Source organism: Clostridium rhizosphaerae (assembly GCF_016765585.1).
GTDB classification, from domain to species: Bacteria; Bacillota; Clostridia; order Clostridiales; family Clostridiaceae; genus Clostridium_AT; species Clostridium_AT rhizosphaerae.
This window is the reverse complement of the sequence record NZ_JAESWC010000009.1, coordinates 214,693-231,434: the sequence shown is the minus strand read 5'-3', so window position 1 is coordinate 231,434 and position 16,742 is coordinate 214,693. Positions and strand designations below refer to the sequence as shown.

12 protein-coding genes are annotated in these 16,742 nt (G+C 33.3%); all 12 read right to left on the bottom strand.

The window, feature by feature from the left end; all coding sequences use genetic code 11:
* Positions 1-34: 34 nt before the first annotated feature.
* Positions 35-2,131 (bottom strand): MGH1-like glycoside hydrolase domain-containing protein, encoded by a 2,097-nt coding sequence (locus tag JK636_RS15115; RefSeq protein ID WP_202749846.1) that lies wholly within the window; start codon positions 2,129-2,131, stop codon positions 35-37.
* A 17-nt stretch (positions 2,132-2,148) separates the two neighbouring features.
* The gene (locus JK636_RS15110) at positions 2,149-3,042 is read right to left on the bottom strand and encodes a carbohydrate ABC transporter permease (protein ID WP_202749845.1); all 894 of its coding nucleotides are present in this window, start codon (positions 3,040-3,042) and stop codon (positions 2,149-2,151) included.
* 9 nt (positions 3,043-3,051) lie between these two features.
* Positions 3,052-4,008, bottom strand: a complete 957-nt coding sequence (locus JK636_RS15105; protein WP_202749844.1) for an ABC transporter permease — start codon at positions 4,006-4,008, stop codon at positions 3,052-3,054.
* Positions 4,009-4,104: 96 nt separating this feature from the next.
* Complete coding sequence (locus JK636_RS15100; protein ID WP_202749843.1) at positions 4,105-5,670, bottom strand: type 2 periplasmic-binding domain-containing protein; 1,566 nt, start codon at positions 5,668-5,670, stop codon at positions 4,105-4,107.
* Between the two features lie 65 nt (positions 5,671-5,735).
* Positions 5,736-8,822 (bottom strand): beta-galactosidase subunit alpha, encoded by a 3,087-nt coding sequence (ebgA, locus tag JK636_RS15095; protein ID WP_202749842.1) that lies wholly within the window; start codon positions 8,820-8,822, stop codon positions 5,736-5,738.
* Positions 8,810-9,718 carry a DMT family transporter gene (locus tag JK636_RS15090; RefSeq protein WP_202749841.1) on the bottom strand — a complete coding sequence of 303 codons (909 nt, stop codon included), beginning with the start codon at positions 9,716-9,718 and terminating at the stop codon, positions 8,810-8,812. The genes ebgA and JK636_RS15090 overlap by 13 nt, the downstream gene beginning before the upstream one ends.
* A 257-nt stretch (positions 9,719-9,975) precedes the next feature.
* Positions 9,976-11,214, bottom strand: a complete 1,239-nt coding sequence (locus JK636_RS15085) for an ABC transporter permease (RefSeq protein WP_202749840.1) — start codon at positions 11,212-11,214, stop codon at positions 9,976-9,978.
* Between the two features lie 15 nt (positions 11,215-11,229).
* A complete protein-coding gene (locus JK636_RS15080; RefSeq protein ID WP_202749839.1) occupies positions 11,230-12,414 on the bottom strand; it encodes an ABC transporter permease in 1,185 nt (394 codons plus the stop codon).
* A 17-nt stretch (positions 12,415-12,431) separates the two neighbouring features.
* Positions 12,432-13,343, bottom strand: coding sequence for an ABC transporter ATP-binding protein (locus tag JK636_RS15075; protein WP_202749838.1), 912 nt, complete (start codon positions 13,341-13,343; stop codon positions 12,432-12,434).
* Between the two features lie 60 nt (positions 13,344-13,403).
* Positions 13,404-14,636, bottom strand: coding sequence for an ABC transporter permease subunit (locus JK636_RS15070; RefSeq protein ID WP_202749837.1), 1,233 nt, complete (start codon positions 14,634-14,636; stop codon positions 13,404-13,406).
* Positions 14,637-14,646: 10 nt separating this feature from the next.
* Positions 14,647-15,822: an ABC transporter permease subunit gene (locus tag JK636_RS15065; RefSeq protein WP_202749836.1), complete on the bottom strand. Its 1,176-nt coding sequence runs from the start codon at positions 15,820-15,822 to the stop codon at positions 14,647-14,649.
* Positions 15,809-16,735, bottom strand: a complete 927-nt coding sequence (locus JK636_RS15060) for an ABC transporter ATP-binding protein (protein ID WP_202749835.1) — start codon at positions 16,733-16,735, stop codon at positions 15,809-15,811. Before JK636_RS15060 ends, JK636_RS15065 begins: the two co-directional genes overlap by 14 nt.
* Positions 16,736-16,742 lie beyond the last annotated feature (7 nt).

Genomic DNA, 16,742 nt, shown 5'->3' with positions numbered 1-16,742 from the left:
ATCATAACACATTGATTTTTAATATACAATTTACTTAAATATACTCTTTATAAAGCAAATAAACCATTCCTGCAGACCAGCTGAAATTGGTGCAGTGAAGTCCTTCTCCACTTTCAGGATTATAATTTTCTCTAATAGTCTTGCCTTTTTCATTAACCCCTTCAGCATTGTCTAATATTTTTTTAGAAAGCTCTTCTGCTTCTCTTTCATAACCATAAAGCTTTAAGCCTTCAATTGCAAAATATGCCTGATCAAGCCAAACAGGGCCTCTCCAATATTTCACAGGATTATATCTCTCATTATCCTTTGAAGCTGTGGGAATAGGAACCTTACTATTAAATTTAGCTAAATCCATTACGTTGTTTTTAACTGCTTCAGCCTGCTCCTTAGAAGTAGCTCCAGCCCACAGAGGAATTAATCCTTCAGGTCCCATACCTCTGTTTGTTAATGGCTTTTTAGTTTTAATATCAATATCAAAGAAAAGGCCTTTTTCACTGTCAAACATATTCTTCTGAATAAATTTCTTTACATACTCTGCTTCCTTTTCATATTTGCTGCTGTCTTCTTGCTTATTAAGAATAGCAGCTATTTTAGATAAAAGCTTTTTCTCTGCAAAAAGATAAGAATTTAAGTCAACGGATTCCTGGCTTATGGAGTACCCTAAAGCCTTTCCTTCCTCATCCTTATTTTCGAGAATGCTTATACCGTAATCCTTATCAAATCTCACTGCATTATCCATGCCGCTTTCCCATGCAGCAGCCTTTAAAATTTCTTCAGGGCTGTTATTTTTAGAATCTATAGTACCACCATACTCTGCAATACCGTTTTTATCATTATCCCTGCAGCTGTACCACCAGTTGTGATAGCTTATAAGCTTAGGATACATTTCCTCTAAAAACTTATCATCCTTAGTTTCTTCATAAACCCTCCAAACAGCCCAAGCTGCAAGAGGCGGCTTTGAATTTCTCTCATTCCAGTTGTCTCCGTCCTTATTGTAAAATATAGCATCAACAATCATTCCGTCTTGTCTTTGATAGTCAAACATTGCTTTTATATTATTTTTAGCAAGCTCCGGTGCAAAGCTTGTAGCTGCTGCCGCATGCTTCCATGAATCCCATGCCCACATCCCGTTAAACCATACATAAGACATGGAAGGAATAATACCATCTTTTTTTATAGCTCCTGCAGGACTTCTCCAATTGGTTATAAGGGTTTCCACAGCCTTTACAGCAGCAACATTATATTTTTCTTTTCCTTCCTTTAATGCTGCCTTAAGATAATTATTCCATCTATCACTATTTTCCTTAATATATGTGGAAGTATTTTTTAAGATATCTCCAAGCTTTTTATCTTCGCTGCTTCTCTCTTCCTTTGTAAAAGTATAGGAATTAGTTGTATTTAACACATATTCCTTGTTAGGTTTGATAACTACTGGGTCCTTTAAAGATATGACATAGCTTTTTTCCGTTATCTTAGTACTCACTTCAAAGGGATATCTTATTTCATATTCTGCTTCTTTAGGGTTGTTAAGCTTAGCTGTAACTCCCTTAACAAAGGAATCAAGTCTTGCTGTATCGCTTTTTAAAAGCTCTCCTTTCCAATTAAGCTTTAAGCTTAAGTCCTTTTTAGAATTATTTTTAATTATTGTTGTAATTAAAGCTGTCCTGTTTGTAACAAACCTTAATTCTAAAGTCAGCTTAAAATTATCCATATCATAGCTTTGAACAAGAATACCTGGATAGTATGCAATATCTATATTTTTGCAGTCCGAAAGTTTAATTTCCCTTTCATCTGCTGCATTATATATCCTAATAAGATTAAAGGACTTGCTGAGCCATTTTCCGTATTCCTCAGCTATATATAAGGGGCCTGTAAAGCCGCCGTAGTACTCCTTATCCTTTTTAGAGGGTAGGTGATACGCCTGCCAAGCACCCATATCAGAAAAAGGATTTATTTCATAGTTGTCATCAGGTTCTACCTTTGAAGGAACTCCTGCTACGTCAATAATATTTTTATATTCATATCTCATTTCCTCATCCCCCTTAGAAGCGCTGCTCTTACAGCCTGACATACTGCCTGTAATCACAAAGCAGGAAGCTAGCATCATCGCAATTCGTCTTAACAGCTTCATAGTATATCCTCTTTTCTCTATTCTTTTATTGAACCTATCATAACTCCCTTAACAAAATACTTTTGCAGGAAGGGATATACGCATAATATAGGAATAGTTGAAACAATAACAGTGCTGTATTTGATTAAGGTCTTATACGCATCAGCCTTTATAAATTGAGCAGAACCCTTTGGAAGATTCATCATTTCTCTTGTATCATTTGATATTAAGATTTCCCTAAGTATAAGCTGAAGAGGATATTTGCTTCTGTCTCTTAAGAAAATCATAGCATTAAACCATGAATTCCACATGCCTACAGCGCAAAATAAAGCTATTACAGCTAAGGTTGCCTTCGAAACAGGTATTATTATTCTAAACAGAATAGTAAAATCATTTGCTCCATCAATCTTAGCAGATTCTATAAGACTTTCAGGTATGCTTTTAAAGGCTGTCCTCATTACAATAAGATTCCAAACAGATAAGGCCGAAGGAAGTATTATTGCCCATCTTGAATCTATAAGTCCAAGTCTTTGCACCTGAAGGTAAAAAGGAATTAACCCACCGCTAAAAAACATTGTAATAGTAACCATAAGCATTAAAGGCTTTCCTAATAGTAGGTTTTTCCTAGAAAGTACATAGGCAGACATACAGGTTAGAAGCAAATTTAAACCTGTTCCAACTACAACATAAAATAAAGTATTTAAAAAACCTGTCATTATGCTTGGGTTTTTAAATACAAGCGCATATCCATTTAAGGTAAGCCCAAGAGGCTTTAACAAAAGGCCTCTGTGCTGCATCAATTTATAAGGATCGCTCAATGATGCAAACAAGACATATAATAATGGATATATACAAACAATCATGAAAACTACTAAAAATATAGTGTTAAATATATCAAAGGCACGTTCTCCTCTGCTTAATTTTTTCAACATACTATCACCTCACCATAAGCTAGTTTCAGATATCTTTTTACTGAACTTGTTAGCAGCCATAAGTAGTGTAAAGCCTATAGCCGATTCCAAAAGCCCTACAGCTGTACTAAAGCTGTAATCTGAACCAATAAGTCCTTTTCTGTAAACATAGCTTGAAATAACGTCCGAAGTTTCCCAGGTCATAGGGTTGTATAAAAGAATAATCTTTTCTGAGCCTACACTCATTAAGCCGCCTATATTTAGTATGAGCATAATTACTATAGTAGGCGCTATACCTGGCAGGGTTACATTAATAAGCTGCTTCCATCTCCCAGCGCCATCCACTGTCGCTGCTTCATACAAAGTAGGATCAATGCCGGAAAGTGCTGCAAGATAAATTATGCTGTCCCAGCCAATGCTCTGCCATACCCCTGAACTTATATAAATGGTTCTGAACCATTCAGGCTTCGTAAGCAAGTTTACAGGCTCAATTCCAAAACCTGCTAGTATCGAATTAATTAAACCATCTGTAGAAGTAAAGTCTACAATCATACCGCAAATAACAACTAAGGAAATAAAGTGAGGAAGATAGGTAACAGTTTGAACTGCACGTTTAAATTTCTCTCTTCTAATTTCATTTAATAAAAGTGCAAGTATAACTGCTGCAGGAAAACCCCACAAAAGAGAATAAAAACTTAAAAGAGCTGTATTTTTAACTGTTCTTGCAAAATACATGCTGTGAAAAAAGTTTTCAAAATACTTAAGGCCTACCCATGGACTTCCCAAAATACCAAGCTTGGGACTAAAGTTTTTAAAAGCTATTATTACTCCATACATTGGAATATAGCTGAACAGTATGAAAAATACAATCATAGGGACAGCCATTAAATATACATACTTATTTATCTTAAAATCCTTTTTTATTTTCTTCCATAGACTGCTTTTTGGTGCAGGATTATTATTTATGTTGGCCTGCAGTTCTGCCATCTTTGAGCCCCCCTTATTTTATAGGCTTTTAGTTATAGGTTCTGAGAAAAAACTTCCTCAGAACCTATATATAATGCAATAAAGTTCTTACATTAATTACTTTATTTTTCTATTGTTATATCTTTCAAGTGCAGCTTGATAAGTCTTTATAGCTTCATCAATACGCATTTTCTTAAGCTGAGTTACATAGCTGTCAAACTTACTTAAAGGCTCCTTGCCTGTTATAAACTTTAATACCATTTCATCTCTGTAGGTATCTATATCTCCCATAATTGCTGAATAGTTGTCGCTCTCTTCAGCAGTCATATTTACTTGAGGAAGTACATAATCAGCCTCTGCCTTAGTCCATTTATCCATTGCATCCTTATCAAACTTTGTAAAGTCTGGTACAGCCTTATAGTCTCTTAAATATGGACCAACTTCAAGCTTATACTTGTTGCACACTGTCCAGAAATCAAGTCCATCTGGATTTTTGGTCATAATATCTGTAAATTTAGGCTTGCCATCCACCATAGTGTAGCTTGTGCCTTCTATACCATAGTTAAAAAGCATATAACCCTCTTTACCGTATGCGTAATCAAACCATTTTACAAGTCTTTCAGGGTTTTTGCAGGAAGAAGTTATTACGGCCTCATATCCTCCATTTCTGTTATTAACTACCCTGTAATGAACCTTATCCCCATTCTTTAAAGCAGGCTGCACTGTAGGCGCAAATTCCGCCTTGGCATCAGTGCCCTTAATAGCTGCAGAGTATTGGTCAACTAAAGCATATTCTGTAATGAAGGCACCAGTTTTTCCTGAAGTTATTACAGCTTCTCTGCTCTTCTTATCACGAGTTGCAAAATCCTTATCTATTAAGCCCTCATTGTACCATTTATTCATTGTTGCAAGATAATCCTTAAATTCAGGCTCAATTGGCCCATATTTCACTGTGTTTCCGTTTTTATAAAAACCAGGGCCAATATTAAAAGCACTTATCAAAGTTCCATAAGAGTCTATGCCTTTTTTCCCAAGCATAAGAGGTGCCTGAGCATTTTTCTTTTCCTTAAACTGTTTTAAAACATTGTACCAATCATCTATACTTTCAGGATCTTTTAAACCTAAATCGTTAAGCCAGTCCTTACGAATAACAGGTCCCCACCAGGCTGGTTCATTCTTGTCTTCTCCTATTACAGGAAAAGCATAAATATTTCCTTCATCAGTAGTTACCTGACGAGCAAGCTCTGGGTCCTCTTGAAGCAGTTTTTTAAAGTTTGGAGCGTATTTATCTATTAATTCATTAAGTCTTAAATAAACTCCATCCTTTATAGCCTTATCTACTCCACCCTTATACTCTCCTGCATAAGTTTGTATAACATCCGGCAGATCCTTGGAATTTACAAGAAGATTAAACTGCTCTGTTTCCTGACCTTCAGCTGGATGGTCAAATACCACATGCACGTTTGTCTTTTTTTCAAGCTCCTGATACATCAAGCTTTCATTCAAGCTTTTAATGTATTGGTTCGGAGTAAAAGGAACCCAATACTTCACATTTATTTTTTCATTGGTATTTATGTCTGTATCCTTGGGAGCTTCAGTTGTTTTAGTCTTGTTGCAGCCTGTTAAAGTCATAATTGATAGTAAGCTTGCAAGTACAAGTGTTAATAAACTCTTGCTTTTCATAAATAGTCCCCCTTTAAAATTATTTATTTTAATGAACAGGTTTTTCCTGTAACATTTTTTATAAATTAATCCTCTATTATTTCTCTTGCCAATGAAAGCTCTGAAACTTCCTTGTTATTGTAAGCCGACAGCTTTAAGGCTAATTTGAAGCTGTCAAATTTACATCTGTATTTTTGAAGCTGATTTTGTCCGCAAGAGTTACTGCCGAGTCCATTTTGCTTATAATCGATGTTTAGAGTTATATAATCTCTTTTTATCATCAGATCAGTTGTATGCTTTGCCTTTTCCAAATCCTCTGCCTCATAATACATTGCGCTGAAATCAAACATATTCTTAGAAGAAACCATAAAAGAAACTCCTCTATCGTCAGCTAAGCTTACCAAGCTGCAATCTGTTCTGTTTCCATTCTCCTGAGGCCTTACATAGTTTGTAAAAAGCTCTTCAACCTTCCTCTCATATATGCCGAATAAATTGCACTGCTTTGAATCTGAATAGCATTCTCCGGGACCTCTTCCCTTCCATTTAACATTACTGTATTTTTTATCAAGCTCCATCTTTATGCCTATTCTAGGCAGCATATCAGGAGCATTTTCGAGCTTTCCGCTTGGCTCTCCTTCAATATTTAATAGGATATCTCCGCTTGGATAAATTTTGTATTCATAGCTGCTTGAATAATACCAAGCACTATTTGGACTTCCATTAACCGTTGAAACCTTAACTAAAACATAATTATCTTTTCTTTCGTAGTAAAAATTTTCAACACTTTCAAGCATAAGGTGCATGAAATATTTCTTATAATAATCTTCTAAAAGGTACATATCATTATCTATCGGCGCCCTCCAGAAGTTAAGTTTAGGTCCTTTGTTTAGTATCTTGCAGCCGTCTTTTATCACATATAAAAGCGTTCCCTTTACTTTATCAAAGGCTGTTTCAAAGTCACTGCCCTTAATAATAAGCTTAAAACCTTCTTCAATAACCTCAAGTTTTCCTAAGGGTTTAACCTTTGTAAACTCTTCCTTCGAAGGAAGCTTGAATTGAGCATTAGAAACCTCATGTCCGCTTTTAGCCCAGTTCATGTCCTTATTCAGCTTATAAGAAATATTTAAGTAATAATCTCCGTATCTTTCTTTAGGCAGAAAGCTTTCATAATCAAGCTTTACCTCCTTTTCTTCTCCTGCATTGATGTTTCTTATATTTCCTTTACCGCTTGCAATTATCACGTTGTCTTTAATAACTGAATATATGAGCTCAAGATGCTCTAAACCTATAAAGTCATATCTGTTTTTTACTTTTATAACGCCTTCTTCTAAGCATATTTCACTTGTTTCTACAGGCTCGATTACCTTTTTAAATTCCAAAAGCCCCGGTGATGGTTTTCTGTCAGGCATTAATAGGCCATCTACGCAGAAATTGCCGTTAGTAGGATCATCTCCAAAATCTCCACCGTACTTATAAAACTTCTCGCCTTTTTCATTAAAGGCCTCAATTCCGTGGTCAAACCATTCCCAGATAAAGCCACCCTGAAGCTTTTTGTTATTGTTAAAAAGCTCTTGATATTCCTTAAGGTTTCCCGGACCATTGCCCATAGCATGGCAGTATTCGCATATTATGTGAGGCTTTTTTGCATCACTGATAACTTTATCCATTGTAAGCCTGTTTGGATTTTCATGCTCAAGCCAGGTATACATTGTTGAATAAATATCTGTAACCTCTGCTTTTCTGTCTCCTTCATAATGAATAAGCCTTGTTGGATCAAGCTGCCTTGCTCTTTCAGCCATAGCTTTAAAATTACAACCAAAGGATGACTCATTTCCAAGGGACCACATTATAATACAAGGATGATTTTTGTCTCTTTCTATCATTCTTTCCACTCTGCTTACATAAGAAAGCTTCCACTCTGGTTTATCCGATATCCAGCTGTAATCATTAGTCAGCTCAAAACCATGACACTCCAGGTCTGTTTCATCCATAACATAAATTCCGTATTTATCGCACAAGTCATATAAATAAGGAGAGTTTGGATAATGAGAGGTTCTAATTGCATTAATATTGTGCTGCTTCATAAGCACAATGTCCTTTTCAATTTCTTCCTTAGCAACAACTCTACCGTTAACAGGATTAAAATCATGCCTGTTGACGCCTTTAAGCTTTATAGGAGCTCCATTTACCAAGAAGTTTTCTTCTTTTAATTCAATCTTTCTAAAGCCAATGCTTTGAGGAACTACCTGCTTTATTTCATCTCCCTCTTTTAAGCTTATAAGTAGCTTATAAATATTTGGCTCTTCAGCTGACCATTTAAGAGGTTTCTCTATATGTTTTTCAAAAGTATTATTACTTTCTAACCCCTTTTGCTCTTCTAAAAATACAGTTCCATTTTTATAATCTATCAGCTCGTAAATCAGTGAATAGTCTTTGATATTTCTTATGCTTCTTAAAGATGTTTTTATAGTAAGCCTTCCATTTATGTAGCTCTCGTCTAAATCTGCAATGACAAAAATATCTTCAATTCCATCTACAGGCTCTGCATAAAGCTCCACATCTCTAAATATTCCGCTGAGCCACCACATATCCTGATCCTCAAGATAAGTGCCGTCAGACCATTGATATACACTTACTACACAGATGTTCTCTCCGCAAGTTACGTAATCCGTTACATCAAATTCAGATAAAAGCCTTGCTCCCTTGCTGTAGCCAACTTCTTTGCCATTTATCCAAAGATTAAAAGCTGAATCTACTCCATTAAACCTTAAAATAACTCTTTTATCCTTAAAGCTTTCATCTATATAAAAGCTTCTTCTGTATATTCCCGTTGGGTTTTCAGAAGGCACAAAAGGTGGCCTTATAGGAAAGCTGTACCAAACATCTGAATAGTGCATCTTTCCATAACCTTGAAGTTGCCAATTACCCGGCACCACAATGTCCTGCCAATCAGAACAGTCATAGTCTGTCTTGTAAAAACCTTTAGGAGAATATTCCGGAGCTTCTAAAAATGTAAACTTCCAAACTCCATTTAATTTCTTGTAAGCTATGCTGTATTTTTTTTCATTTAAAATTGCCTTATCTCTATCATTATAGGAATTAAAATAAACACGACTTCTCATTCTATTGATATGGTCTATGTTTATATTTTCCCAAAGCTTCATTTCGCGCATTTGCCCCACCTCCCGATATTTTTCTTCAAAAATTGAAGCTTAGTTTCTGAGATCAAAATTCCTGAAAATATTAAAATGCAGCCAATTATCATATTTTTAGTAAAAACATCACCTAAGAATATAACTGCCAATATAGAACCAAATACTGATTCAAGACAAAGTATTATAGCCGCATGACTTTCTGTAGTATATTTTTGAGCAGTTGTTTGAATAAAGAAAGCAAGCATTGTGCTGAAAATCACTATATAAATCATAGATCCTGCCGCTTCTCTTGGTATATTTTTTAAAGGAGGCTCAAATATAAAAGCACATATAAAAGACATAAGGGAAGCTGCTGCCATTTGAGTAACTGCTAAAACTGAAGTATCAGTTTTCTTAGCAAAATATCCTACACAACTAATATGTGCCGCAAAGAAAAGAGCACAAACAAGCGTGAGAGCATCACCGAAATTTATAGTAAAGCCTTCCTTTAAGGTTAGTAAACCTATTCCCATAAGTACCAATGCGGAGGCTGCCGCCGAGTAAATATCAGGCTTATGCTTATAAACAAGCCAAGCTAGAAAAGGTACAATAACTACATTAGTTCCAGTTAAAAAGGCCTGCTTGCCTGCTGTAGTATATTGTGCTCCAGCAGTCTGTGCTGCAAAAGCAAGAAACAAAAATACTCCTACAATAGTTCCTATCTTGATATCTTTTTTAGTTAAACTTTTTACCTTTTTTAAAAAAATAATCCCTAAAATCAAACTAGATAAAAGAAACCTTATCGCTATCATATAAAAGGGTGTGATACTTGTTACAGCGTCCTTAACTGCAACAAAGCCTCCTCCCCAAAACACAGCTACCAGCAGTAAAGCAGCATCTGCTGCAAGGGTTTTTCTTCTCTTAACACTTTCCATAATCTTCTCTTTCTACATAGTTTCAAATAGCAGATTTATTTTGAAATCTATATAAAATCATATTTTATGACAATATCGAATTTTCTAATTATTATCTTTATTTTAATTTTACTAAATTTTATTTATATTTTCAATATATTTTTACTAAAATTTTATATATTTTTATTAATATTTTTACTTAAGCAACTTTTGCAGTAAAATAAAAAAATCCTATTAAGGTTAATAACTCCCTTAATAGGATCGTCTATTTAACTATTCTATTCCAGCACATCCCTTTTATTAAAAATAATATGCGCCAACAAATAACAGGCAGCTGTCCAAGAAAGTGAAACTGCAATAAATAACAAAGTATTTATGTTCGTATTTAGTAAATCAAATGACATGCTTCCATCAGTAAGCTTAACAACATCAAAATAACTGTTAAAAATATAGGATAAAATTTTCATAGAGAAACTTGGGGTCAAAAATCCTTTTCTCAAAGGAAGCTCTGAAACATGTATGGAAATACTAAATAAAATTGTACAGTAAATAAAAGCTGCACCGGTAGAAATTACATTTGATTTAAACAAGGTTGAAACAAATAAGCAAAAGGCTGTTAATGCCAGTATTAATAATGCTTGAAGTCCAAACCATAAAAGCATAGCCTTCCACATCGGCAGAATATAGCTGCTATTTAAAGTTGAATTTAAATACTGACCTGTAATTTTAAAAACTAAAGGACTTGAAACTTCATACTTTGTTCCTATAGCTATTGGTGTTGACGGATTTCCAAAACCAAAGACTACCCCTATGGCTATAAAACCTAAGAGCTGTATCAGCATAACCATTCCGTTAGCTGCTATAAAGCTAGCTAAAAACTTAGAAAGAATAATCTTTCCTCTTGAAACCGGCTTAGTTAAAAGCATTTTTATAGTTGAATCACTATTTTCTTTAGACACATTATCTGAAAGTACTAAACATAAGATCAGTATCAAAAATAATCTTTCACTTGCCTCAAAATAAAAATAAAACAAACCAAAAGCAGTACATTCACCATTAAAATTATACTCAATATTATTACTCAGATAATATTCTTTCACCAATATCTCTTTATTTACTTTTTCTGCTTGAGTAAAAAGTTTTACACTTTCATAAGAGTTTTCTTCTTTCTTTAAATCTTCTATATTTTTTCTAAGCTTATCCTTCCATGGTTTATCAGTATTCTTAAGCTCTTCTAATTTATCAAGTTTATCATTTAAGCTTGCAATTTGAACATTTAACTGTTTATCCATCTGCCCAGTCTCATCAACTGAAAATGCATAAAGTTTTCTTTGATTAAGCGTTTCTAGCTGCCTATTTATTTCTGCTTCTTGTCCGTCTATAGTAAGCAGCCTCTTATAATTAGGATACATCATGAAAACCAAGAAAACCGTAACAGCTGTAAGTGCAAAAAATACTACAGTAAATCTCTTCTTGCTTATCATTTTTTTAAATTCATTTCTTATTAATCCCCACATGCCAGCCCCTCCTTATTAAATCAAAACATCTTTTTTGCTGAATATAATCATAGACAGCAATAGACTAAACAGCATATATATCCCCATCGCAATAATCCCCATTTTCATGTTCACAATGGGATTATTGACTATATTAACTATCTGACCTGTTATTAATATTGGTGCATTAGAGTAAGTAGTCAATAACAAAGGATATATATTTCTAAAGGCTTGTTCAGGGATTAAAAACGTTCCTAAGCTTACTATTACAATTAATACAAAGCTTATTATCAAGGATGAAACATTATTTGTAACAATAATAGAGATCAATAAAACAAGAGCAACTAGTGCTGCAATAAATAATAATTGAAGCCCTGCAGAACTCACTAGTGCTTTTCCTGATGACCATAGATAAGAGCTGTTTAATAGAGCTTCACACATATTTTTATTTGAATTATAAACATACTGAGTTCCTGCTACAACAGGATTTTTAATTTTACCAAACTCAAACTTCAAACCTAAGAACAAAAAATTAGCTGTTTCTGCTAAAACTATTATTGAGATTATTATCAGACAATGGGTAAGATATTTAGAAATAACTATTTTCTTTCTTGATACGGGCTTGCTTAAAAGAACTTTTATTGTAGAATTGCTGTACTCTCCTGAAATAACATCAGCACTTAAGAAAACTATAAACACAGGAATAAGCAAAGTACTTATTGTTTCCATAATCTTTAACATAGCTGAAAAGCTATAAATTTTATAATCCTTTTCAGGTGCCATATCATTATCTAAATAATATTGAAGTTTCATTATTTGAGCATTTAGATTTTCCATTACACTATTGTTAGTCAAAGCATCTATATCCTTCTTTTGCTCTTTTAATGTCTGGATTTTCTTTTCTGTATTTTTTCTCCAATCCTTAACTGAGGCCATCATTTCTTCAGTTAAAGCAATATTTTCTTCAGTTAGTTTTTTTATCTGATTTTCAACATTTAGCTTATCTTCTTTAGAAAGCTTCTTATCTGTTTCAAGTTGTCTTGACAGCTTAGTTATCATTTCGCTGTTCCTAACTCTTTTAATTTCTGGATTTAAACTTTCTATATCCTTTATAACAGAAATGTTTGCATATATAAAAACTGCTATAAGTACAAAACAAAGTATAATAAACTTTTTACTTTTTATAAGTTTTAATGCTTCATTTCTTATTAGCCTCCACAATTCAATCCCCCCCTTGTTTAACCTTCCTCTACAATTTGCATAAATCTTCCCTCAAGATTCTGATGAAGCTTATTGATGCTTTCAACTTCAATATTATTTTTGCCCAAATCAAATATAAGCTTAGAGAAGGCTTCCTTCTCTATACTTAATAAAATTTTATTATCAAGTATATCAATTGTTTTTACATACTCTAATTTGCCTAAAAGCTCTGCTCCCTTGGCTTGCTCTTTTACTATAAGCTCCACTTTGTCATATTCTTCATTATTTTTAAGTTTATTAGTGTACTCGATAGATTTAATAATCCCCTTATCTATAAAAGCAACCCTGTCGCAAACCTGTTCAATTTCAGCTAAGATGTGTGAGGATATAAAAATTGCTGTATTATTTTCTCTTGCCAAGTTCTTTATTATATTTCTAAACTCAATAATTCCAAGAGGATCAAAACCATTTGTTGGTTCGTCCAGTATAAGAAGCTTCGGATTAGGAAGCAGTGCCTGACCAAGACCTAATCTCTGCTTCATTCCTAAGGAATACTTTTTAACCTTGTCATCTATTCTGTCCTTTAAACCTATAAGCTCGATAATCTCTTCTATTCTTTCCTTGCTTACATTGCCGTACATCCTTGAAAAAATAATCAAATTTTCCCTTCCTGTTAAGTCATTATACATATCCGGATATTCTACTATAGAGCCAACCTGCTTTAAGGCTTTTACCAAATTCTTTTGGATATCATAGCCCATAATTCTTATGTTTCCTTTATCAGGCTTAATAAGCCCAACAAGCATTCTTATAGTAGTAGTTTTTCCAGCCCCGTTAGCCCCCAAAAATCCAAATATTTCTCCCTCTTTTACATCGAAGGATATTCCTTTAATAATCTCTCTTCTGCTTAAGCTTTTATATACATTGTTAACTTCCAGAACAATATTCATTAAATCCCCAACCCCCTATCTAAAATGTATTTTAATAAATTCTGTTATTCAAACTATACCTTATGAAGTTATATCTTTTCTAACAAATACTAAATGACTTATACCATAACACAAAACTATCCAGACTATAAGAATTACTAGTACATATCTGTAACTTATAAAATCAAGTCCTAATTTCATATTTATATCTCCGTTGACAACAGCCTGACCATCATAATAAGTAGTAAATATAAAGGCAGAAATTTTATCAATGATAGTCGGCGGCTGAACACGATACATAAATCCATTATGTTTTAGTAAAACAAGAGCATGAGTAAATCCCATAAAGAATACTGCTACTCCAGTTGATATATTGCTATTTTCAATTACTGTAGAACAAAGAAAGCAAAAGGCTATGCTTGCAGTAACATCTAAAATCTGAATAACCAGTATTTTTACAATAAGATTGCCTGAAGATATTAAAAAAGTGCTGCTTAAGTTTGGAATAACTATACTTTTCAGCTCATTTGCGTATTCAGGGGAAACAGCTGCATATTTTGTTCCGGCGACTGCAGGAACAGAGGAGTTTCCAAAGCCAAATATACCTCCTATTGCAACAAAAGTTATAAGCTCAAATAATAAAATGACTCCATTAACCACAAAAAAGCTTACTATAAATTTAGACAGTATGACTTTTCTTCTCTCTATAGGCTTTGTAAGCAGCAATTTTATTGTGGCGGGCTTGTTCTCTCCTGATACTATGTCAACGACCATTATCCCTGCTATAATTAAAAGACCAAGAAGTCCAAATATCCTCATTTCGTCCGGCATATCATTAAAGCTTTTTATACTCTCGTTATAGTCGTAGGGTATATTGTTATCTAAGTAATACTGCTTTTTCATTATATTTATACGTTCCTGGTATTGGGCTACAGGAGGCAGATTCCAGTTCTTCTCCAAGTATTGCTTTGAATAGCTTATATCCTGTTTTACTCTTTCCTGCCAAGGCACATTTTCATCTGCCAGCTTTTCCAACTGTATAAGTTTTTCCTTTTGATCATTTATTATTTTACTGTAGCCTTTATTTACTGCTTCAGATGCTCCCTTATCCTTTTGAAGATTACCTTGCTCCTCTAGGATATTAATATAATCCTTTGTTCTTTTAATTTCATTTGTTATTCCTCTGGTCTTTGGTGCCGCTACTATTGTAGAAAGTATACAAAAAACACATACTACCATTAATAATGCAAGGGATATAATGAATTTTTTTCTTCTAACAAATTTCCATAATTCTATCTGTATAATGTTAAACATCTTAATCCCCCTATGCTGTAATATCTTTTTTAATAAAGTTACGGCAGGCCAGGCTAATAAACAAAATTCCCCATATTAATGTGCTAAATAAACCGGTAGTGAAGCCTATATTAACAGTTCCTAAACTTATATTAATACTTCTTCTTACTACTCCTGCTCCATCCACATAAGTAGTAAACAGGTAAGGATAAATTTTAGAAAGAAAGGCTTGAGGTAAAATAGAAGTAATTATGTTCAAAAACAGCATAACAACTGAACTGACCATTAAACTTATTGTATTGTTCACAAATAGAGTTGAAATAACTAGAGTAAAGCTTACTGATGAAAAGATAAATAAAACTTGAAGCAATGCTAATCTGACAAGATAGCTGTATGCGTATATTAAGGAAGAGCTATTTACTGCTGCACTTACTTTTCCCAAGCTATCAATGGTATACTTAGTTCCTGCAGAAATTGGATATACAGGACTTCCTGTTTTAAAGAAAACTGCAATAACTAAAAACCCCAGAAGCTCAAAAGTTAAAACAGTTACAACTGTTACAATAAATGAACTAAAAAACTTAGCCAGTATAATATGACTTCTCTTAACAGGCTTAGTTGCCAGAAGCTTTATTGTAGAAAACTGTATTTCTCCACTAACTAAGTCATAAGTTAATATGACGATTAATAGAGGAAGAAATATAATATTAACAAAGCTTATAACGCTGCCCATATTGTTATATGCACTTATTTCGTATGATTTATGTGGCATTATATTATTATTGATTAAATAGTTATTAACCATAATCTGCGAATTAATGTCTTCTGCTTCGTTTAATCTCAACGATATTTCCGCATTTTTTCTTTCATTTTCAAGGACTTCATTCTTCTTCTTCAATTTTTCAATCCAATTGTAGTTTGGATTATTCTTTTCTTCTATAAGTTCTTTATTTTCCTGCTCAATCTTTTTAATTTTATTTTCATAATCCTTTATAATATCTTTAGATAATTCCTCATCCTTAACTTTTGCTCTATAGTCTACAAGCAATTTCTCGTTATATTTAAGCTTTATATCAGGTGTTTCATTCTGGGCATTTCTATAAATAATATATATTTGAGCAAGTATAAGCATTATTAAAGCTAAACAAAACAAGATATATTTCTTGCTTTTTATAAGCTTATAAAATTCTACCTTAAACAAATTCACTGTGCTTACCTCCTCCAGATATCTCCATAAATCTATCTTCAAGATTCTGATGAATCCTATTAATGTCTAATATCTGTATTCCTTTTGCACTTAGAATAGTAATAAGCATAGAGTAGCAATCTTTATCTGCAGTTATAATTAAGCTTCCTTCCTTTTCCTCAACTTTTTTTACAAAGCTAACTTCTCCTAAAAGCTGCTTTGCTTTCTCAATTTCATGAATTTTAAGTATAATTTTTTCTGTGCTATTTGAGCTCAATCCATTTATCTTTTCTATAGATTTTATAAGTCCATTATCTATAAAAGCAACTTTATCGCATAACTGTTCAATCTCTGAAAGAATATGAGATGATACAAAGACAGCAGTATTACATTCCTTGGCTAAATTCTTAACTATATTTCTAAAATCAATAATTCCTAAAGGATCCAATCCATTAGTTGGCTCATCCAATATTAATAATTTAGGCTTAGGAAGCAGCGCTTGACCTAAACCTAATCTCTGCTTCATTCCAAGGGAATATTTTTTCACCTTATCATCTATCCTATCTTTTAATCCTATAATTTCTACGACTTCATCTATTCTTTTACTATCTACATTTCCATAGAGCTTTGCAAAAATATTTAAATTTTCTCTTCCCGTAAAATCCAAATACATATCCGGATTTTCAACAATACATCCTACTGAACTAACTGCCTTTACAAACTGTTTTTGCACATCGTATCCATTAATCCGTATATTTCCACTGTTTGGCTTAATAAGTCCCACAATCATTCTTATTGTGGTAGTTTTTCCTGACCCATTTGGTCCAAGAAAACCATATACTTCCCCCTCTTTTACTTCAAAGCTTATTCCTTTAATTATCTCTATCTTTCCAAAGGATTTATGCACATCATTAAGTTCTAAAACATTATTCATAAATTCC